At 64.4% G+C, this 20,259-nt stretch carries 22 protein-coding genes; 9 read left to right on the top strand and 13 right to left on the bottom strand.

Annotated elements, in window-relative coordinates; translation table 11 throughout:
- Positions 1 to 77: 77 nt before the first annotated feature.
- The 6 genes from ABIB73_RS10015 to ABIB73_RS09990 form a co-directional block, all read right to left on the bottom strand.
- Positions 78 to 767 carry a response regulator gene (locus ABIB73_RS10015; protein WP_354223517.1) on the bottom strand — a complete coding sequence of 230 codons (690 nt, stop codon included), beginning with the start codon at positions 765 to 767 and terminating at the stop codon, positions 78 to 80.
- The gene (locus ABIB73_RS10010) at positions 764 to 3,487 is read right to left on the bottom strand and encodes a DUF4118 domain-containing protein (protein WP_354223515.1); all 2,724 of its coding nucleotides are present in this window, start codon (positions 3,485 to 3,487) and stop codon (positions 764 to 766) included. The genes ABIB73_RS10015 and ABIB73_RS10010 overlap by 4 nt, the downstream gene beginning before the upstream one ends.
- Positions 3,488 to 3,527: 40 nt before the next feature.
- Positions 3,528 to 4,133, bottom strand: coding sequence for a K(+)-transporting ATPase subunit C (locus tag ABIB73_RS10005; RefSeq protein ID WP_354223513.1), 606 nt, complete (start codon positions 4,131 to 4,133; stop codon positions 3,528 to 3,530).
- Between the two features lie 60 nt (positions 4,134 to 4,193).
- Positions 4,194 to 6,308, bottom strand: coding sequence for a potassium-transporting ATPase subunit KdpB (gene kdpB / locus ABIB73_RS10000; protein ID WP_354223511.1), 2,115 nt, complete (start codon positions 6,306 to 6,308; stop codon positions 4,194 to 4,196).
- A gap of 49 nt (positions 6,309 to 6,357) precedes the next feature.
- Positions 6,358 to 8,061, bottom strand: a complete 1,704-nt coding sequence (gene kdpA, locus ABIB73_RS09995; protein WP_354223509.1) for a potassium-transporting ATPase subunit KdpA — start codon at positions 8,059 to 8,061, stop codon at positions 6,358 to 6,360.
- 111 nt (positions 8,062 to 8,172) lie between these two features.
- Complete coding sequence (locus ABIB73_RS09990; protein WP_212299082.1) at positions 8,173 to 8,262, bottom strand: K(+)-transporting ATPase subunit F; 90 nt, start codon at positions 8,260 to 8,262, stop codon at positions 8,173 to 8,175.
- A 458-nt stretch (positions 8,263 to 8,720) separates the two neighbouring features.
- Here ABIB73_RS09990 and ABIB73_RS09985 point away from each other — a divergent pair, with 458 nt between their 5' ends.
- The 4 genes from ABIB73_RS09985 (at position 8,721) to dapA (ending at position 10,837) form a co-directional block, all read left to right on the top strand.
- Positions 8,721 to 9,188 (top strand): hypothetical protein, encoded by a 468-nt coding sequence (locus tag ABIB73_RS09985; RefSeq protein WP_354223507.1) that lies wholly within the window; start codon positions 8,721 to 8,723, stop codon positions 9,186 to 9,188.
- Positions 9,189 to 9,255: 67 nt separating this feature from the next.
- A complete protein-coding gene (locus tag ABIB73_RS09980; protein WP_354223505.1) occupies positions 9,256 to 9,507 on the top strand; it encodes a hypothetical protein in 252 nt (83 codons plus the stop codon).
- 132 nt (positions 9,508 to 9,639) lie between these two features.
- Entirely contained in the window at positions 9,640 to 9,894 is a 255-nt protein-coding gene (locus tag ABIB73_RS09975; protein ID WP_354223503.1) for a hypothetical protein, read from the top strand.
- A gap of 25 nt (positions 9,895 to 9,919) precedes the next feature.
- Complete coding sequence (gene dapA / locus ABIB73_RS09970; protein WP_354223501.1) at positions 9,920 to 10,837, top strand: 4-hydroxy-tetrahydrodipicolinate synthase; 918 nt, start codon at positions 9,920 to 9,922, stop codon at positions 10,835 to 10,837.
- A 40-nt stretch (positions 10,838 to 10,877) separates the two neighbouring features.
- On the opposite strand, the gene ABIB73_RS09965 is transcribed toward dapA, so the two are convergent.
- Positions 10,878 to 11,177: a hypothetical protein gene (locus ABIB73_RS09965; RefSeq protein ID WP_354223499.1), complete on the bottom strand. Its 300-nt coding sequence runs from the start codon at positions 11,175 to 11,177 to the stop codon at positions 10,878 to 10,880.
- 200 nt (positions 11,178 to 11,377) lie between these two features.
- On the opposite strand from ABIB73_RS09965, the gene ABIB73_RS09960 reads away from it, so the two are divergent.
- From ABIB73_RS09960 to ABIB73_RS09940, 5 genes are all read left to right on the top strand, one after another.
- Positions 11,378 to 11,566: a hypothetical protein gene (locus tag ABIB73_RS09960; RefSeq protein ID WP_354223498.1), complete on the top strand. Its 189-nt coding sequence runs from the start codon at positions 11,378 to 11,380 to the stop codon at positions 11,564 to 11,566.
- A 41-nt stretch (positions 11,567 to 11,607) separates the two neighbouring features.
- Positions 11,608 to 11,979 (top strand): hypothetical protein, encoded by a 372-nt coding sequence (locus tag ABIB73_RS09955; RefSeq protein ID WP_502918410.1) that lies wholly within the window; start codon positions 11,608 to 11,610, stop codon positions 11,977 to 11,979.
- 90 nt (positions 11,980 to 12,069) lie between these two features.
- Complete coding sequence (locus ABIB73_RS09950) at positions 12,070 to 12,198, top strand: hypothetical protein (RefSeq protein ID WP_354223494.1); 129 nt, start codon at positions 12,070 to 12,072, stop codon at positions 12,196 to 12,198.
- A 154-nt stretch (positions 12,199 to 12,352) separates the two neighbouring features.
- Positions 12,353 to 12,988: a uracil phosphoribosyltransferase gene (gene upp / locus ABIB73_RS09945; RefSeq protein ID WP_354223493.1), complete on the top strand. Its 636-nt coding sequence runs from the start codon at positions 12,353 to 12,355 to the stop codon at positions 12,986 to 12,988.
- 33 nt (positions 12,989 to 13,021) lie between these two features.
- Positions 13,022 to 14,599 (top strand): AMP-binding protein, encoded by a 1,578-nt coding sequence (locus ABIB73_RS09940; protein WP_354223492.1) that lies wholly within the window; start codon positions 13,022 to 13,024, stop codon positions 14,597 to 14,599.
- A 6-nt stretch (positions 14,600 to 14,605) separates the two neighbouring features.
- Here the strand turns inward: ABIB73_RS09940 and ABIB73_RS09935 are convergent, their stop codons facing one another.
- The 6 genes from ABIB73_RS09935 to ABIB73_RS09910 are packed head-to-tail and all read right to left on the bottom strand — an operon-like array spanning position 14,606 to position 20,056.
- A complete protein-coding gene (locus tag ABIB73_RS09935) occupies positions 14,606 to 15,517 on the bottom strand; it encodes a flagellin (protein WP_354223491.1) in 912 nt (303 codons plus the stop codon).
- 17 nt (positions 15,518 to 15,534) lie between these two features.
- Positions 15,535 to 17,310, bottom strand: coding sequence for a flagellar hook-associated protein FlgK (flgK, locus tag ABIB73_RS09930; protein ID WP_354223489.1), 1,776 nt, complete (start codon positions 17,308 to 17,310; stop codon positions 15,535 to 15,537).
- Positions 17,311 to 17,328: 18 nt separating this feature from the next.
- The gene (locus ABIB73_RS09925) at positions 17,329 to 17,802 is read right to left on the bottom strand and encodes a flagellar protein FlgN (RefSeq protein ID WP_354223487.1); all 474 of its coding nucleotides are present in this window, start codon (positions 17,800 to 17,802) and stop codon (positions 17,329 to 17,331) included.
- A 9-nt stretch (positions 17,803 to 17,811) separates the two neighbouring features.
- Complete coding sequence (locus tag ABIB73_RS09920) at positions 17,812 to 18,069, bottom strand: hypothetical protein (protein WP_354223485.1); 258 nt, start codon at positions 18,067 to 18,069, stop codon at positions 17,812 to 17,814.
- Positions 18,070 to 18,072: 3 nt separating this feature from the next.
- A complete protein-coding gene (gene flgE / locus ABIB73_RS09915) occupies positions 18,073 to 19,353 on the bottom strand; it encodes a flagellar hook protein FlgE (RefSeq protein ID WP_354223483.1) in 1,281 nt (426 codons plus the stop codon).
- A 31-nt stretch (positions 19,354 to 19,384) separates the two neighbouring features.
- On the bottom strand, positions 19,385 to 20,056 hold the full coding sequence (locus ABIB73_RS09910; RefSeq protein WP_354223481.1) for a flagellar hook assembly protein FlgD: 672 nt from the start codon (positions 20,054 to 20,056) through the stop codon (positions 19,385 to 19,387).
- Positions 20,057 to 20,259 lie beyond the last annotated feature (203 nt).

Here is a 20,259-nt window from a genome sequence, read left to right as displayed (position 1 = left end):
CCATCGTGACAAGCGTGCCTGGCGGAGAAATGGATTCCGGGCTCGCGCTGACGCGCGCCCCGGAATGACGGCGTGGCTCAATCCCCCGCCTTCAGCCGGTACCCGATCCCCGTCTCGGTCAGCACATATTGCGGCCGTTCCGGATCGGCTTCGATCTTCTGGCGGAGCTGGCGGACATAGACGCGCAGATATTGCGCATCGGTCAGTTCGTCCCAGAGCTCCTTAAGCAGGAAGCGATGGGTGAGCACCTTGCCGGCGTGCTGGACCAGCACGCGCAGAAGATCATATTCCTTCGGGGACAGCTTGACGTCGCGCTCGCCGACCTTGACGATCCGTCGCACGAGATCGACGGAGAGATCACCGGTGCGGAACACCGGGCGCTCGCCCTGGACCTGAAGCTGGTGCCGCAGCGCGGCGCGCAGGCGCGCCAACAGCTCGTCCATGCCGAACGGCTTGGTCAGGTAATCGTCGGCGCCGAGATCGAGCGCCTGCACCTTGCCGGACTCGTCGCCGCGGCTCGACAGCACGACGATCGGCACGCTCTCGTTGCGCGCGCGTATCGTGCGCAGGAGCTCATGGCCCTGGATGTCGGGCAGGCCGAGATCGAGGATGATCAGCGCGGGCTCCTCGTTGAGCTTCTCCAGCGCCATCTTTCCGTTCGAGGCCTCCAAGATCTCATAACCCTGCGTCGTGAGCCCCATCCGCAGCAATTTGCGGATCGGCGGCTCGTCGTCGATGACCAGAACCTTGATCGGGGCAGCACTCATGCGGCGGTATCCAATGCGTGGGTCTGTGCCGGGACGGGCAGACGGATGGTCAAAACAGCGCCGCTCCGGTCACTGCGGTTGGCGGCCGAGATCGTACCGCGCATCGCCTCGACGAAGCCGCGGGAGATAGCGAGCCCGAGCCCGGTGCCGGGACGGACACGATCCCCCTTCTGCGCGCGATAGAACTTGTCGAACACGCTTTCGAGCTCGTCGGACGGAATGCCGTCGCCTTGGTCTGCGATCTGGAGCACCACTTGATCCCGCTCGCGCTGGCTCTTGATCGAGATCGTGGTGTCGGCCGCTGAATATTTCGCGGCGTTGTCGAGCAGGTTGAACAGCACCTGTTCGAACAGCACGGCATCTAACTCGAGCATCGGCAGATCGGCGGCCAGCACCAGCTCCACCTTGTGCGCGGTCAGGATCTTGGCTGCACGCCGGAGCGCACTGCCGACGATCTCGCCGAGATCGTGCAGCGCGGTGTTGGGCACGATGGCGCCGGACTCGAGCTTGGTCATGTCGAGCAGATTGGCGATGAAGCGGTTGAGCCGCTCGGATTCGTCGATCACGGTCGAAAGCAGGTCGCGCTTCTCGGTGTCGGACAGCGCGCCGGCAAGATCGCGCATGGTCGAGGCGGCACCGAGCACGGAGGCGAGCGGCGTCTTCAGATCATGCGAGATCGAGGTCAAGAGCGCCGAGCGTAGCCGTTCGGATTCGACGGTGCGCTTGACGCGGTCCATGTCCTCGACCAGCAGCACGCGCTCGATGGCCAGCGCACCCTGGTCGACCAGCGCGTCGAGCAGCCGGCGCTGGTCCGGCGTCAGCAGCGGACCGGTTCGGTCGTTGTCGATGCCGATGACACCGATCGGGCCGCGGCCGGTTCGCATCGGCAGGAACAACCGTTTTGCGCCGGGCAGCGTGTCCGAGCCGCGGCCCGCCGGACGGTCGTTGCTCCAGGCCCAGTTGGCGGCGGCAAGATCGGCTTGATCGAGCTGATCCTCCGGCGGATAGCCGGATTTCACCGTCAACAGCCCGTCTTCCGGGAGCAGCAGCACGACGCGGACTTTCAGCATCAGCGCAATCTGATACGCGGTCGCCCACAGCACGTCGTCGAGCGTGGCGGTGCCGGCGAGCTTGCGGCTGAAGGCATAGAGCTGTTCGGTGGTCCTGATGCGGCCGATCGCGGTGTCGGCCTGAGTCCGCACCCGCGCCGCGACATTCGACACCACGAACGCGATCAACATGAAGAAAAAGAACGCCGCGACGTTGGTTGGATCGGTGATGGTGAAAGTGTACACCGGCGGCAGGAAGAAGAAATTGTACGCCAGTGACGCCGCGATGCTCGCAAGCAGCGACGGCCACAACCCATAGCGGACGGCCACGGCGACCACCGCGGTCAGGAACATGAGGTCGACGTTCTCGATGCCGAAATACGGCTTGATGGCCACCGCTGCGGCAAGGCCGAGCGCGGTGATCCCGAGCGCCTTCAGATAAGGCAGCGCATCGAACGGCTCGGACCGTGCCGCGGTTTGCACCGCCGTCTTTGGCGCCGGCTCGCTCGCGAGCTCGTCGCCCGGAATGACGTGAACGCTGATATTGCCGGCGCGGCCCACCAGATCATGCACGACCGATCCGCGCGTCATCTCGAACCAGCGCGAGCGCGTCGACTTTCCGATTACGATCTGGGTGACGTTGTTGCCTTGCGCGAAATTGATGACGTCATCGGCGATACGGCGGCCGACGGCGGGAATGGTCAGCGCTTCACCACCGAGCGACTCGGCGAGCCGAAGGGTATCGGCGAGCCGGTCGCGCTCCTCGTCGGAGAGCTGGAGCGACCGCCGGGTCTCGATCGAGATCGCGGTGAACGGCGCGTGCAGCCGGTCCGCGAGGCGCTTGGTGTAACGCACGAGCCCGGCCGCGCGCGGATCCTCACTGACGCAGACCAGAATACGTTCACCAGCGGCCCAGGGACCGGCGATGGCGTTCGCCTGCATGTGGGAGAGGAGCTGCTCGTCGACCCGCTCGGCCGTACGTCGCAGCGCGAGCTCGCGCAGCGCCGTGAGGTTGCCCGGCGAGAAATAGTGATCCAGCGCCCGCTCGGCCTGTTTGGGGACGTAGACCTTGCCTTCTCTCAGCCGCTGGATCAAATCGTCAGGCGTGAGGTCGATCAGCTCGATCGCGTCGGCGCGGTCGAATATGGAATCCGGCACGGTCTCGCGGACGCGCACATGGGTGATCTGGGCGACGACGTCGTTCAGGCTTTCGATATGCTGGATATTGACGGTGGTGTAGACGTCGATGCCCTGGAAGAGCAGCTCGTCGACGTCGAGATAGCGCTTGGGATGACGGCTGCCGACCGCATTGGTGTGAGCGAGTTCATCGACCAGCGCGATTGCCGGCCGGCGCGCGATCACGGCGTCGAGGTCCATCTCCTCGACGATCTGGCCGCGGTAATCGAGCTTCTTGCGCGGGATCACTTCCAGCCCCCGCACCAGCGCCTCGGTCTCGGCGCGGCCATGGGTCTCGACGAAGCCGACCACGACATCGATGCCGGCCTTGCGCTTGGCGTGGGCGCTTTGCAGCATTTCGTAGGTCTTGCCGACGCCGGGGGCGGCGCCGACGAAGATCTTCAGCTTGCCGCTCGCGCTCTCCTCCCGGCGCGCTGCTTCCAGCAGCGCCTCGGGGGACGGACGTTGTTCGGGATCGCGGCGCTCTCGGACCATCAGGCCAATATAATGATCCGGGCGCCGTGAGCCTAGACCGCTACTTCGCGGCAACGCGATCGAGCGCGAGGTTCAGCGCCAGAACGTTAACCCGCGGTTCGCCGATCAGACTGAGCAGACGGCCCTGGGTGTTGGAGGCCACGAGCTGCTTGACCTGGTCATCCGACAGATTCCGCGCCTTCGCCACCCGCGGCACCTGGAATTGCGCCGCTTCCGGGGAGATATCCGGGTCAAGACCGCTGGCCGAGGTCGTGACCAGGTCGACCGGCACGGCGGCGTTCGGGTTCTCCGCCTTCAGCTTGTCCACATCCTCCTTCAGCCGATCGGCCAGCGTCTTACTGGTCGGGCCAAGATTGGAGCCGCCCGAGTTGGCGGCGTTGTAGGGCGCCGACACCGTCTTGGTCGAATCATTCGGATCGGGTGCAAGCGTCGCCGAAGGGCGGCCGTGGAAGTATTTGTCGTCCTTGAACTCCTGCCCGATCAGCGCCGAGCCGACCACCTTGCCGTCCTTTTCGATCAGGCTGCCTTGTGCCTGCGCGGGGAAAATCGCACCGGCGATGCCGGTCATCGCGAGCGGATAGGCAAGTCCCGTGATGGCGGTGAGCACCAGCAACAAGACGATGGCGGGGCGGATTTCTCTGAGCATGTTACGTCTCCTATTTCATCATCATTGCGCGAGGCGCGCACTGCGCACCCGCAACGACGGTCAAGCCAGGTGCAGGGCGGTGACGACGAGGTCGATCGCCTTGATGCCAATGAAGGGAATGATGATGCCGCCCAAGCCATAGATCATCAGGTTGCGCCGGAGCAACGCACCGGCACCGACCGCGCGATAGGCAACGCCTTTCAACGCCAGCGGAATCAGCGCGATGATGATCAGCGCGTTGAAGATGATTGCCGACAGGATGGCGCTCTGCGGACTCGCCAGGTGCATGGCGTTGAGCACGTTGAGCTGCGGATAGAACGCCAGGAACATCGCGGGGATGATCGCAAAGTATTTTGCGACGTCGTTGGCGATCGAGAACGTCGTCAGCGCACCGCGCGTCATCAACAGCTGCTTGCCGATCTCGACCACCTCGATCAGCTTGGTCGGATTGGAATCGAGGTCGACCATGTTGCCGGCCTCGCGGGCTGCCTGCGTACCGGTGTTCATGGCAACGCCGACATCGGCCTGTGCGAGCGCCGGCGCGTCGTTGGTGCCGTCGCCGCACATCGCCACCAGCTTGCCCTTGGCCTGCTCGTCGCGGATCAGCTTGAGCTTGTCCTCGGGCGTTGCCTGCGCCAGGAAGTCGTCGACGCCGGCTTCCGCCGCGATCGCGGCCGCCGTCATCGGGTTATCGCCGGTGATCATGATGGTGCGGATGCCCATGCGGCGCAGCTCGGCGAAACGCTCGCGGATGCCGCCCTTGACGATATCCTTGAGCTGGATGACGCCGAGCAGCTTGCCGTCCCTGGCGACCGCAAGCGGCGTGCCGCCCGCCTTGGCGATCTCGTCCGCAATGGTCTGGACCTCGCGATCGACATCCGACAGCGCCGCAGGCTGGATGGCCCGCGCCGTGTTGCCGGACGCAACGGCCAGCGGCGTACCGCCGCCGACATAATTGAGCATGGCATCGACCGCGCCCTTGCGTACCGCCGAGCCGCCGGCGTCGACGCCGCTCATGCGGGTCTGCGCCGTGAACGGGATGAAGGTGGCGCCAAGCTCGGCCATGTCGCGGCCGCGAATGCCGTATTTCTCCTTGGCCAGCACGACAATGGAGCGGCCTTCCGGCGTCTCGTCCGCAAGCGAGGCGAGTTGGGCCGCATCCGCAAGCTCCTGCTCGCTCACGCCGCGCACGGGACGGAACGCGGTCGCGTGGCGGTTGCCGAGCGTGATCGTTCCGGTCTTGTCGAGCAGCAGCGTGTCGACGTCGCCGGCGGCCTCGACCGCGCGTCCGGACATCGCCAACACGTTGAAGCGGACCAGGCGGTCCATGCCGGCGATGCCGATCGCCGAGAGCAGCGCGCCGATGGTGGTCGGGATCAGCGTCACGAACAGCGCGACCAGCACGATCACCGAGATCGAGCCGCCGGCATAGGCCGCATAGCTCGGAATAGTGACGGTGGCGAACACGAAGATGATGGTGAGGCCGGCCAGCAGGATGTTGAGTGCGATCTCGTTCGGTGTCTTCTGCCGCTCGGCGCCTTCGACCAGCTTGATCATGCGATCGATGAAGGTCGAGCCTTGCGCCGCCGTGATGCGGACGCGGATCCAGTCGGACAGCACCTGCGTGCCGCCGGTCACCGCCGACCGATCGCCGCCGGATTCGCGGATGACTGGCGCGGATTCGCCGGTGATGGCGGCCTCGTTGACGGAAGCGACGCCCTCGATCACCTCGCCGTCGGAGGGGATGACATCGCCGGCTTCGACTAGCACGATATCGCCGACCTTGAGGCTCGTGCCCGGCACGAGCGTGAAGGCCTGGCCGACGCCGGTCAGGAGCTTGGCCTGGCTCTCGGTGCGGGTCTTGCGCAGAGATTCGGCCTGCGCCTTGCCACGGCCTTCGGCGACCGCTTCGGCGAAATTGGCGAACAGCACCGTGAACCAGAGCCAGAGGATGATCTGGAAGGTGAAGCCGAGATTCTCGCCGCCGGTGACGAGGTCGCGGAGGAAGATCACGGTGGTGAGCGCGGCCACGATCTCGACCACGAACATCACGGGGTTCTTGATCATCAGCCGCGGATCGAGCTTGACGACGGACGCGCGGATCGCGGGCACGACGATCTTGGGATCGAGCATCGCCGAGCCGGACGCGCGTTTTTGCAGTTTCATGGTATCCATGGAGGTCACTCCAAACAATCAGAAGACGGTCGATCAGAACACTTGCTGTTCAGAACACTTGGCCGGCATTCATCGCGAGATGCTCGACGATGGGACCGAGGGCGAGGGCCGGGAAGAAGGTCAGGCCGCCGATGATCAGGATCACGCCGACGACGAGACCGACAAACAGCCCGCCAGTGGTCGGGAACGTGCCCGCCGACGGCGGGATCGATTTCTTGGCGGCCAGAGAGCCCGCGATCGCCATCGCCGGAATGATCATGAAGAAGCGGCCGACGAACATCGCGCTGGCGAGCGTGAGGTTGTAGAAGAAGGTGTTGCCGGTGAGGCCCGCGAAGGCGGAGCCGTTGTTTCCGGTCGACGACGTATAGGCGTAGAGCACCTCGGTGAAGCCGTGCGGACCGGCATTCGCCATCGAGGCGACCGCCGCCGGATAGACCACACCGACCGCGGTCCAGCCGAGATACATCAGCGGCAGCACCAGGATCGCGAGCATCGCCATCTTGACCTCGCGGGCCTCGATCTTCTTGCCGACATATTCCGGCGTTCGGCCAACCATCAGGCCCGCCACGAAGATCGCGAGCACGACGAACAGCAGCATGCCGTAGAGGCCGGCGCCGACACCGCCGACGATGATCTCGCCGAGCTGCATGTTGATCAGCGGGATCATGCCACCGAGCGCAGTGAAACTGTCATGCATGGCGTTAACTGCGCCGCAAGACGCCGCTGTCGTGATCACGGCGAACAGTGAGGACGCGACGATGCCGAAGCGGACCTCCTTGCCCTCCATGTTGCCACCGGTCAGGCCGAGCGCATGCAGCGTCGAGGTGCCGTTGGCTTCCGCCCAGTAGGTGACGGTGACGCCGGCAATGAACAGCACGCCCATCACCGATAGGATCGCCCAGCCCTGGCGCTGGTTGCCGACCATGCGGCCGAACACGTTGGTCAGCGCCGCACCGAGCGTGAAGATCGACAGCATCTGCACGAAATTCGACAGCGCGCTCGGGTTCTCGAAAGGATGCGCCGCGTTGGCGTTGAAGAAGCCGCCGCCATTGGTGCCCAGCATCTTGATCGCAACCTGCGAGGCGACCGGTCCGACTGCGATGGTCTGCTTGGCGCCTTCGAGCGTCGTGGCCTCGACGTAGTCGCCGAGCGTCTGCGGCATGCCCTGCGAGACGAGAAACAGCGTGTAGACGATGCAGATCGGCAGCAGCACATAGAGCGTGCAGCGGGTCACATCGGCCCAGAAATTGCCGACCGTACGAATCGAGGCGCGCGAGAAGCCGCGGATCAGGGCCACCGCGAGCGCGATGCCGGTCGCCGCCGACAGGAAGTTCTGGTGCGTCAGGCCGACCATCTGCACGAGGTAGGAGATCGTGCTCTCGCCGCCGTAATTCTGCCAGTTGGTGTTGGTGATGAAGGAGATCGCGGTGTTGAAGGAGAGGTCTTCCGCGACCGCACCCTGCCCGGCCGGATTGAACGGCAGCATGGCCTGCAATCGCATCACGCCATAGATGATGAGGAAGCCACCGACATGGAACAGCAGCATGGAGACCGTATAGGTCATCCAGTGCTGCTCTCGTCTCTCGTCGACGCCGGAGAACCAGTAGATGCCCGCCTCGATCGGACGCAGCACCGGCGACAGGAACGTCCGCTCGCCGTTGAACACGCGCGTCATGTACCAGCCGAGCGGCTTGGCCAGCGCGACGATAATAGCGCAGAAAAGAATGATCTGGAACCAACCGATCATAGTCATGGCGTTAACCCCTCAGGCTTTGTGTCCGGCGCAGAAGCGGTAGGACCAGCGCGAGCAGGCCCGCGACGAGCACGGCGTCCGCCAGCAGTAATTTGACAAGGAGCAGCACGGTCAGAACCGCTCGGGCCGCAGCAGCGCGTAGGTGAGGTAGGTGAGCAGGCCGAACGAAACGGCACCGGCGAGCGCATAATCGAAGATCATGGTCCGCTCCCTCACAGCCGTTCGCAGGCGTAGGTGTAGCCGATCGCAAGGGCGAAGAAGGCGAAGCCCAACGCCAGCATCAGAATGTCCATCATGGGGATACTCCTCATTGCGCCCTTATGTCCGGCGCAACCGTTTCTCGGGGGCCCGGCGGGCATCGGTGGAAACAGAAACGCAAACCCGTTTCCACGACGCCAGCCGGGACTTTTCACCGGGCTGAAGTGCCACTGCAGGCATAGGTTTTCGAGATGAGGGCTATGGCGGAGTTATAGGAATCTCATAAAGGGCCGGGGCCGGTGGCGCGGTCAAACAAAGCTCGTGAAGCAATTCCCGCTGTCGTCCCGACACTTATGGAATCCCTATATCTCCCGCCCCGTCCCCATCTCGTTTTCAAATGTCCTTCCAGCCATCTTGGAGAGGCCGGCCGACTGACCGACGTCCAATCCAGGAAGCCTGACATGACCGCCGCTCTCCGAAACTACGATCCACCCTCGCTCAACGATCGTTTGCGCAACGCGCATGCGATGACGCGGCCGTTGATGCTCGAGATCATCGACAAGGCCTGCCGGCGTTTCCCGTCGCTCGGACAGAGCAAGCGCACGGCGCGTCTCACGCGCCTGATCGATGCGGAGGCCTGGGGCGATGCTGCGCTGGCGCTGATGGAGCTCGAGCTGCCGCTGTGGCAGGTCCGCCGCATCGCCTATGACGAGGGCGAATGGTATTGCGCGCTCTCGCGCGAACGGGAATTGCCGGACTGGCTCGACGCCGCGGTTGAAGGCCGCCACGCCGATCTTGCGCTCGCGTTGCTGTCGACTTTCATCGAAGTCCAGGCACTGGCCCTGGAAACGTCGCGGCCGAGCGTTCCCTCCGTTCGTCCCGCGCCGGACCCGCTCTACGAGCCGGTCCTCTGCGATCATTTCGGCTAGAGCAGCCTGGCGGGTTCAAGTTTCTGACAGGGTTCCAGCCTTGCCGCAATCTCCGGACGTGCCGCACATGCTGAGCCCGACGCGGGTGTTGGCGCGCTTCGCCGTCCGCGTCGCGCTGCTCGCAACCTTTGCCGCATTCGGCAGCGTCGGCTTCAACCGAAGCCTTGGCGCTCTGCTCTGGATGTCGATCATCCTGTGCGCCGGCGTCGGTCTCATCAGACGCGAGCCACTGTTCGGCGTCGCTCTCAACCATTGGGACGAAGCCGTCGCGTTCGCTGCGCTCTTCGCGCTGGTTCATATCGCCAATGAATTAGCCTGAGCGCGGGCTTTATGACGTTCCTATGAGATCGCCTTGCGGGCGCCCTCGAAAACATACTTGCGAGACGGGATATTGAGCGCGCGGGTGCCTGACATGCTCCCGCGACTTGCGTCAATCGGAAGGAATAAATCCGTGAAACTCGTCGAACCTCCCTCGTGCAGCTCCCCCTCGACCATCGTCTTCATCGGCCGGAACCACCGGGGACAATGGATCGCGCAAGAGCAGAACGGCCTCTATGGCGGCCTGTTCGTCAGCCGCGTCCAGGCCATCAAATATGCGCTGTTCGAGAACGGACAGCATCCCGAGACCATCGTCGAGCTGCCGCGCGAGATCGAGCTCGACATGGGCAAGAGTCCCGACGCTGTCGTCTCGCAGCGCGCCGCCTGAGCCGGCGCTTTCCGGCGAAAGAGCCATGTTCATCCCTCCCTCTGCCTGGTTCACCGGCTTCATTCCGGACCTGCCGACCCCGTTCGATGCGGCTGATACAATCGATCTCAAGGCGTTCGCCGCACTCTGCGAGCGCCAGGTCGCCGCCGGCGTTCCCGCGCTCGTGGTCTGCGAGACAACCGGCGAGGCGCCGACACTCTCACCGGCCGAGCAGGAGCTCGTCATTCGCACCGCGGTCGATGTCGCCTGCGGCCGCGTGCGAATCATCGCGGGTACGGTCTCGAATGCGACCGGCCATGCCATAGAACTCGCGCGGCGCGCGGAAGCGGCCGGAGCCGATGCAATCATGTCGGTGGTGCCCGCCTACAACAAGCCGATGCAGGAGGGGATGCTCGCCCACTTCCGCGCCGTCGCCGGTTCGGTCGGGCTGCCCGTGATCCTGCATGACGTTCCCTCCCGCACGCTGCGCCCGCTCGCCGACGAGACGCTTCTGCGTCTCGTCGAATCCCGCCAGTTTGTGGGCTTGCGCGATGGCAGCTGCGACATCACTCGCCCGATGCGCCTGAGCCGGCTGCTGCCCGTCGGCTTTCGGCTGCTGTCCGGCGACGACGTCACCTCCTTCGGCACCATCGCAGGCGGCGGCGATGGCGCAATCTCGGAGATCGCCAGCATCGCGCCGGATCTTTGCCGGACAATCTTTTCGCAGGTCAGGCAAGGCCGGCTGCAATCGGCGTGCTATCTGCACAAGCGCCTCGCCCCGCTCATCGCCTGCCTTTCCAGGGAGAGCCCGGCGGCGCTCAAATACGCGCTAAGTACGCTCGGCCTGATGTCTCCGGCCACAAGGCTGCCGATCGTACCGCTGGAGACCGCGGCCCAGGCGGAGGTCGCGCGAGCATTCGCCGCGATCGCCGACGAGGAGCTGATCGACAGCGTCGGGGCATGACGTTTCTCGGCCACCTGAATATCGCATGAGTTCGCTCCCATCATCCGAGGAACATCGCAGGCTGCTCTGCGCCTGGCAGCTCGCGATCCTGCGCTTTGCAGTGACGCTGGACGACTTTGACAGACAGAATGTCGCGGCTCTCGCGGTAGAGCTCGATCGTCTGGGCGGCCAGCGCAACGCCCGGGACTCCCTCCACTTCTTCCGACGAACCAGCTCCCAACTCTGCGCAGCGATCAGCGGGCAGCAACAGAACGCGGAGGCCTTTCTGGACTGCTTCTGCAAACAGATCGATCAACCCCGCCTGCGGCTCGCCTTCGCCGCGTCCGTCGGGCTTTCGCATTCGAAGACTACTCCGGCCGCACCTCGACCGAAGCGAGACCTCGACCTCTTCAGGGGGCTGCCGGCGCGACGGCAGGCTTCTTTATGAGATTCCTATGCGGCGGCCACGGCGTTCATCTCGCAATCCTACGCAGCGATGAACATCATACGGGGCATGACAGGAGCGGCCGTCTCGCCGCGCCACAGACAAGGATTTCCAACATGTCGATGCTGACACATGGCTTTGACCGGGCCTTCGAGATCGAACGCCCGGCGCGGATCTCGAAGACACGCAAGGCGCAGCTCAGGCGCATCGCCTTGCGCGCGCTGGCCGTGCTCTCGATGGGCAGCGTGCTCGCTGCCCTGATTGCGGTGAAGACCGCAATCTATGTGTGGCACCTGCACGCCTGAGGTTGACCATTATGACCTTGCAGATGTGTGAGGAGGCCGCCATGGCCGCGATCGCTCTTCAAGCCGCCCGCCGCCGGGCCGCTGGGGCCAAGGCGGCCTCTGCGCTCAAGCCGCTCGACCCTGACGTCGTCAGCGCTTCCATTCCTGCGTTCTTCATCGGCCGCAACAAGGCCGGCCTCTGGGTCGCGCGCGAGGCGAACGGACGCATCGGCGGTCTCTTCCTGTTCAAGAGCTCCGCAGTCGATTTCGCAAACCATCAGAGCGAACCGGTGCGTTGCGCGTTGGTCTTCCCCACTGAATCCTTCGAGCTCGACGTCGAGAACCGGGGCAGTTCGTTGATCGTACTGGCCGCGCGATTGCTGGAGCGAGCCAGGCAATTGTCGGCGCGCCTGGCCACACGGCGACGGACATGATCGAGCTCAAGATCGCCATCCTCGTCGCACTGATGGGCGCATTGCTGCTCGGCATGCGCGTCACAGCGGCGGCCGCCTCGGACAGCTAGCGTGCAACTCCTCAAGGAAAATCTCGAGCACGCGGTCACCACGACCATCCTGACCATGACGCTGAGCCTGGTCTGGGGCGCGATCCTGACGATCGTCATCACGCTCGTGGCGCGTGGGCTCGGGGTCTAGCCCTCATGGCGATCGACCGCGAATTGACCATGGCTGCCTATGAGGCGAGCAATCGGGCGCGAACCGCGGTGGCAGTGGCGGGATAGGCCGCCTATCCCGCGGAAAAAACCCGGCCGATCTGGCGCAGTTTCGCGGAACCGTGTAGAGCGGTTTCATGAGCACCAGCAACGTCCATGTCGTCGCCCATCCCCTGGTCCAGCACAAGCTTTCGCTCATGCGGGAAAAGGACCGCTCGACCAAGAGCTTTCGCGAGATCCTGAACGAGATTGGGATGCTACTGTGCTACGAGGTGACGCGCGACCTGCCGCTGGAGCTGGTCGAGATCGAGACGCCGATCTCGCCGATGCGGGCGCCGAAGATCGCCGGCAAGAAGCTCACGCTGGCGCCGATCCTGCGCGCCGGCGTCGGCTTCCTCGACGGCATGCTGGCGCTGATGCCCTCGGCGCGCATCGCCCATATCGGACTCTACCGCGACCCCGAAACATTGCAGGCCGTGGAATATTACTTCAAGGCGCCGCAGGACCTGTCTGACCGCACCGTGATCCTGATGGACCCGATGCTGGCGACCGGCAATTCGGCCTGCGCGGGCGCGTCCCTGCTCAAGGATCGCGGCGCCCGCGACATCCGCTTCGTCTGCCTTCTGGCCGCGCCCGAAGGCATCGCGCAATTCCAGAGCGAGCATCCCGACGTGCCGGTCTGGACTGCCGCAATCGATGAGCGGCTCAACGACCACGGCTACATCGTGCCGGGCCTCGGCGATGCCGGCGACCGGATGTTCGGCACCAAGTAGACAGGTTTGCGCGATCGGGTTACTCCGGTTGCCATGCAAGCCGACGGTTTTTCATTGTATTCGCTGATCGGGTTGGAGACTGCCGCCGATCCCGCTTTCGTGCTCGACGGCACGCCGGTCTCGCGCGCGGAATTTTCGCTGAAGATCGACCAGACCGCGGCCTGGCTTGCCGCGCAAGGCATCGGCAAGGGCGACGTGGTCGCGGTCTGGCTGGTCAACCGGATCGAATGGGTCGCGCTGCTGTTCGCCGCTGCCCGGCTGGGCGCGGTCATCGCCGCCGTCAATACGCGCTACCGCAGTGCCGAGGTCGCGCATCTGCTCAAGGTTTCCGGCGCCAGGCTCATGGTGATGGAGGCCGCGTTCCGCGCGATCGATTTCGCCGCCATTCTCGCCGACGTCTCCAGGGCCGACGTGCCCGCGCTGCAAAGGCTCGCGGTGGTCGGCGCGGATGCGATCTCCGCGCAATGGCCTTGCGTGCGCTTCGACGCCTTCGACAAGGCCTGCCCGCCTGCCTCGCTACCACACGGTGGTGACGTCGACTTGCCGGTGCTGCTCTACACCACTTCGGGTACGACCAAGGGGCCAAAACTCGTGGCGCATTCGCAGCGGACGCTGGCCACGCATGCCGCGTCTGTCGCCGGAGCGCTTCAGCTTTCGCCACAGCGTCATTCGCTGCTGGCCATGCTGCCGTTTTGTGGCACTTTCGGCATGACGAGCCTGCTCGCCTTCATCGCAGCGGGCGCGACCCTTCACGTGCTCGACGCCTTCGAGGCGGAACCGGCGCTGAAGATGCTCAGCGCACACAGGATCACCCATGTCTTCGGCTCCGACGAGATGTTCCGCCGCATCCTCGCGCTCACCGATGCACCGCGGCTGTTCCCGCATGCCGAAATCTGCGGCTTCGCTGCGTTCCAGCCGGGCTGGCGCGAGTTAGCCGCAGACGCCGAGGCACGCGGCGTGCCGCTGTTCGGCCTCTACGGGTCGAGTGAGGTGCAGGCGCTGTTCTCGATCAGCCGGGCCAGTGATGCCTTTGCCGACCGTATCGAGGGCGGCGGCTGGTCGATGTCGCCTGAGGCCAAGGTCCGCGTGCGCGACACCGAGACCGGCGAGCTTGCAGCGGCCGGTGCGTCTGGCGAGATCGAGATCAGCGCTCCGTCGCGCTTTCTCGGCTACTTCAACAATCCCGAGGCGACGCGCGACGCCATCACCCCGGACGGCTTCTTCCGTACCGGCGACATCGGCCATCTGCGCGGCGACGGCTCCTTCGTCTACGAGACCCGCGCGGGTGATGCGATGCGGCTCGGCGGCTTCCTGGTCGCACCCGGTGAGATCGAGGACGAGCTCAAATCCTGCCCCGGCATTGCCGATGCCCAGGTCGTCGCGGTCGATCTGAAGGGTCAGGCCCGCTGCGTCGCCTTCGTGATTTCGGCCGCTGCGCCGCCGCCGCAGGACGCACTGACCGCACACTTGCGCGAGCGGCTCGCGGGTTACAAGATCCCGGCACGGATCTACGTCGTGGATGCCTTCCCGGTCACCGACAGCGCCAACGGCGTGAAAATCCAGCGTGCCAGGCTCCGCGCCATGGCGATGGAGCGCATCGCCGCTGAATAGGCCAGTCTATTTCAGGTAACTCGCGAGATTCATGCTGAGAATCTTGGACATCGCCGAATAGGACGCGGTGAGCTGCGCCTGGTAGGTCGAGAGCTGCGCGGTGATGGCGGCGACGTCGACGCCGGTGAGGTCGTTCGACAGGCTCTCCGCATAGCTCTTGTAATCGGTCTGGCGGGCGCTCGCGGTCTCGATCGCGGATGCCGAACTGGACAGTTTTGCCTGCACGGCCGCGGTGTCGTCGAGCGCCGTGCTGGCGAGATTGAGCGCACTGGTGATGTCCGAGGACGACAGCGAGGTACTGTTGGCCACGAACTTCAGTACCCGCATCACCTCCTCGAACGCCGAATTGTCGGCGGTGACACCATAGGACACGGTGTCGTCGGCGGCGACGCGCACCGAAGCGATCTCATCGTCGCCGTTGTAGTAGCTGGTATCCGCTGCGGTGGTGGACCCCGTCCCGGTGGAGAAGCTGGTGAGATCGACCGGTGCCGTGTCCGTCTTGCCGCCGGCAAAGACATACTGGCCGTCATACTGCGTGTTCATGAGCGATCCCATCTGCTCCAGCATCTGCTGAGCGGACGAGATCACCGAGTTCGACTCGGTCGTGCTTCCGGTCGAGGCGGCACTGAGCTGGGACCGGAGCTGCGTGACGATGTCCGTCATCGAGCCGACCGCCGAATACATCACCTGGACCTTGCTGTCGGCGAGCGTGGCCGCATCGACATAGGATTGCGCGCGCGTCACCGAGACCTGAAGATTGACGACATGCTGCGCGTTCGAGCCGTAACCGCCGTAATCGGTCGAGATCATGCCCGACGATTCCTGGACCTGCTCGTTGGCCATGACCGACTCCACGCGCATCGCGTCGGCGATCATCTTGTTCGACTGGGCGAAGGTGGCGATCCGCATCGCGACCATGGGCCTGCTCCTGCGCTTTAAGACGACTGCACGGCGGTCAGCAGCGCCGAATACATGATGTTGATGGCCTGGATCAGCGCGGAGGCCGCCGTATATTGGTTCTGGAGCGTGCTCAGATTGGCCGATTCCTCGTCGAGGTTGACGCCCGATTGCGACGACAGCGAGCTCGCATAGGTCGACTGCGCGGTCTCCTTGGCGGTGTAATTGGTGGAAGCCTGCGAGGACTTGCTCGCGACGTCGGATACGATGGCCGAGGCATAGTCGGCAAACGAGCCGGTGGTGGCGGCGAGCCCGCCGGTGGAGGAGAACGTCCGGGAGGATGTCAATGCGCTGTAGAACGCATTGACCACGGTCGCGGATCCCGATGACAGCACGCTGCTGCCGACCGTGAGGCTCGAGGAGGAATCCAGCGTGGCGAGCTGCAACTCACTGGTGCCGGACAGGATGCTGCTGTTGACCGCGATGTCGGACGCGCTCGTTCCCGTCACGAGGTCGTTGAGACCGAAATACTCCGAAAATCCTTCACTGGAGCTTCCGACCGAGCTGGTCATCTCGTTGATGGCAACGCCGTTGCCCGAACCGGTCGCCGTGATCGAAAGATGGCCGTTCGCATCGACCGACGCCGACACGCCGGAGATGCCGTTGATGGCGGTGACGAGATCGCCGACGGTGGAATAGGACGACAGATCGAGATCGCTATAGGAAACCAGATCGCCGCTCTGGTCGGTCACGGCGAGGCGCACCGTGCCGGTAGCGGACAGCGCCGTGCTACTGGTAACGCTGGTCGTGCCGGTCAGGCTGGTCGGCGCTGGCACCGAGGAAGCACTGTTCGAGACGCTGTTCACCGCAGAGGCAAGCTGCGTTGCGAGCTGGTCGAGCTGGGACTGCGCCGCCGGCAGGGTCTTGTCGCGGAGCGTAATCAGCGCGCCGATGTCACCGCCGGTGATCTGGGATGTGATGTCGACCCCGTTCACCGTGATCGCGCTGAAACCGCTCGACGACGAACCGGCAGTGTAGGTCGTCAACGACGACACGTTGGCGGCGGCCGTATAGCTGATCTTGTGCGCGGAGCTGTCGACCAGGGCCTGCCCGGTCGTGGTGTAGATCTGGAGGTCGCCGTTCGACGCCGTGAAATAGCTGACGTTCATCTTCGAGGCGACGTCCTGGAGCGCGGTGTTGCGTTGGTCCTCCAGATCCGCCGTCGACTGGCCGGCCGCCGCCGTCTGCTTGATCTCGGCGTTCAGATCCGCGATCGACTGCAGGTCCGTATTGACGTCGTCGATCGAGGACGAGATGTCCTGGTCTGCATTGGAGCGTAGCTTCTGGATCCCGCTGGAGGTCTCCCGCAACTGGCTCGTGACGTCGTCGAGCGCGCTGACGACGTTGGATTGCAGTGAGGCGCTGCTCGGCGTGCTCGCGAGCGACGACAGCGCCGATTCCAGCGAGGCGATGCTGTTGGCGAGCGACGTTCCGGTCGACGAGCTGTCGGTGCTGCTGGTCGAGCCGTAGAGCTTTTCGAGCGACGTCAGATAGCTGTTCGTCGTGTCCGCCGAGCCGAGATCCGAGGTCGCACTGACCAGCGACTTCAGCAGCAGCTTGTCGACCGTCGAGGTGATGCCCGTCACCGTGACGCCGGTGCCGACGCCGTTGGTGACGCTGCTCGACTGGTTCGCGGTCTTCTTGGTATAGCCCGTCGTGTCGGCGTTCGAAATGTTCGACGACGTCACGCTGATCTGGACCGACGTGGACGACAGGCCGCTGAAGGCGATCGATCGTGCGATATCGAGCGACACGGCGGGCTCCTCGTATCGTCAGGCGCTGCGGCTGGTGCCGCTGGAGACGGCCCGCGCGGCGACGCGGCCGGAGGCGCCATAGGGCGACACCGCAGCGATCTGCTCGCGGATCGCCTGCATGACGGCTTCAATCCGGCGGTTGCTGGCCTCGATCGCCGCACGCAGGCGCACCAGATTCTCGTCCATCGCCGCGCGCAACTTCAGGATTCGCTCCAGCAGCTGCTCGCGCAGGATCCGGTCCCTCACGTTCAGGGTGCTCGTGCCCGCCGCGCACTCGGCGACAGTCCGTTCGAAGATCTCCGCCAGGCGGTTCTTCTCGTCGACCTGCTTCAAACGTGAGGCCGGCAGGCCCTTGGCGAGCTCCGCGTTCTCCTCCGCGACCAGCGCGGTCAGGACGTCGATCAGCGCGATCAGCGACTTGATCCGTGCATCGCCGGTTGCGGCGTTCGTCCGCGTGGCTTGGCTGTTGGCTTTGGCTACACTCATGGTCATCGCCTTCTTCTAATTATGCCGTTTGCCGCGGCCGGCCTGCGAGCTGCGCAAATACGCGCCAATCGCGGTCGTCCTGACGGTCGCCTGCCTCATCTCACCCTCGACCTCGGCGCACTCCTTCAACAGGCCGCGGCGGGTCGTCTCGACATCGTCGAGCAGCGCAAGCAACTGCTTGTGGTCGCTGCCCTTGACGGTCGCGGCCCGCGCGACCAGCCGTCGCAGCCGGCGCAGCAGCGCGTCTCCGACGGCCTTGGCTTCACTGCGCATCGCTCACCTCATCGCCGAGATCAGGGTGTCGTACATCTTGCTGACAGTGGAGATGACCTGGGACGCGGCCGAATAGGCCTGCTGAGCCGAGATCATGCTGGAGAACTGGCTAGAGGTATCGGTTGTCGAAGATTCCAGTTCGCTGCCGTAGATCGTGCCCGCACCGTTCTCGCCGGACGCTTGCAACGCTGCGTTTCCCGATGTCACGGTCGCGGAATAGAGTCCGTCGCTGGCCGCCGAAAGTCCGGTTGGATCGGCAAAGGTCGCCACTGCGATCTTGTAGATCGCGATGGTCTGGCCGTTGGAATAAGTGGCGTCGACCACACCGTTCTTACCGATCGCGATGCTGGACAGCTTGCCGTAGGACAGGCCGTCCGAGTCGATGCTGGTGACGTTGACGGTGGGCGTGGTCTCGCCCGAGGCGTATTGCGTCAGGCCGTCGGTGCCTCCGACCGTGCCGAGATCCATGGTGATCGTGCTGTCCGCCGCGCCGTCGGTCCAACCGGTAACCGCGACGGTTGCCGGGCTTGGGTCTGTGCTCTGCAGCGAGCCGTCAGTATTGAAGACGATGCTGATCGTGCCGCTCGTGCCAGCCGTCGCGCTGGTCGCAGTCGCAGTCGTGGTGTCCGACGTCGAGGTCGGTGTGCCGACGCTCGCGCTCCAGGTGTTGGTGCCGGTCTTCTCCCAGGTGATCTGCATCGAGCTTGCAGCACCGAGCGAATCGTACACTGTCATCGAGCTCGTAAATTTGTCGTTGACGGCCGCATCCGACGGCAGGTTAGCCGCGATCGTGGTCTTGGTGGTGGCACTGCCGCTGGTCGAGGCGACCTGGGTGTTGATGGCCTGGAGGTTGCTCGCTGATTCGTTGCCGACGACATTGCCGTCCGAATCGGTGCGCCATCCCTCCAGGTAGCTGCCGTTGTTCTCGAGATAGCCGGCGTTGTCGGTCGAAAAGGCGCCGTTGCGGGTGTAGGAGACGGTGCCACCCGACGTGGCGCTGCTCACAACGAAGAAACCTGAGCCTTGAATGGCGACGTCGGTGGCGTTGGAGGTCGCAGCCAGTAGGCCTTGCTGGGTGATGTTGGCGCGGCCCGAAACGGTGACGCCGCCCGAGGCATAGGAGGTCGCGTTGCTCGATGCGGTGACGAGGTCGTCGAACATCGCCGACGTCGTCTTGTAACCCGTCGTGCTGGTATTGGCGATGTTATCGCTGATCATCGACAGGGATTGGCTCTGCGCGCTGAGCGCCGAGATCGCCGAGGACAATGCACCTGTGAGACTCATGATGACACTCCAGAGAATTCGGGACGTAAGATCAGGACGTGACGCCGATGATGTTGGCGGCGCTGACGGAGACGCCGTTCACGGTCAGCGACGGCGTGGAAGTGGAGGTGTCGATGCCCGTCACCGTGCCGGTGACGGTGGTGTAGTTGAGGACCGAGTTGCCGGCGGAATCCGTCGCGGTCACCGAGATGGTGTACTGGCCGCCGTCGGTGAGCTGGGTGCCGCTGGAATTCTTGCCGTCCCAGGTGAAGCTGTTGGAGCCGGAATTGCCCGTGCCGGTGCCGGTGTAGACCGTGTTGCCGGAAGAATCCTTGACAGTGATTGCGACATTCGAGGCAGCCGAGGACAACGAGTAGCCGAACGTCGCCGAGCCATTGCTCAAGGTCGACGTGTCGGTCTTCGCCTCGACGGTGTGGCCGATATAGTTGACCGAGTTGAGCGTCACGAGGCTCGAGAATGAGCTCGATAGCGAAGTCAGGTTGGAGTTGATCGACTGCTGCTGGCTGAAATTGGCGTAGGACGTGAGCTGATTGATGAAGTCCGTGGTCGAAGTCGCGTTCAGCGGATCCTGGTTCTGAAGCTCGCTGACGAGCAGGCTCAGGAAATCACTGGAAGTCAGCGTCGAGCTGGACGACGTGCTCGACGATGACGACGACGTCGTCGTGGCGGCCGTCGAGGCAGAACTCGTTGCGGAAACTGTCATCAGAAACTCCGGCTTTCTCGCGCGGCCGACGACGAGGATGTCGGTTCGAGGCGCTTGAAATCTGTGTGCTGATGAAACGGGTGGGCGCGCGGATTCAGGCGGGGATTCACCCGCGCAAAATCGCTTTCGAGTCGGCAAAATCTGCCGCACGTGCGAGTTAGCTGCGCGATGATCTCGAGCTGATTTGTTGCGATGCGCTCCCT

The sequence above is a fragment of the Bradyrhizobium sp. F1.4.3 genome, from assembly GCF_040548375.1.
Classification (GTDB): Bacteria; Pseudomonadota; Alphaproteobacteria; order Rhizobiales; family Xanthobacteraceae; genus Bradyrhizobium.
The sequence above is the reverse complement of the archived record's forward strand: the minus strand, read 5'-3'. Positions and strand labels throughout refer to the sequence as shown.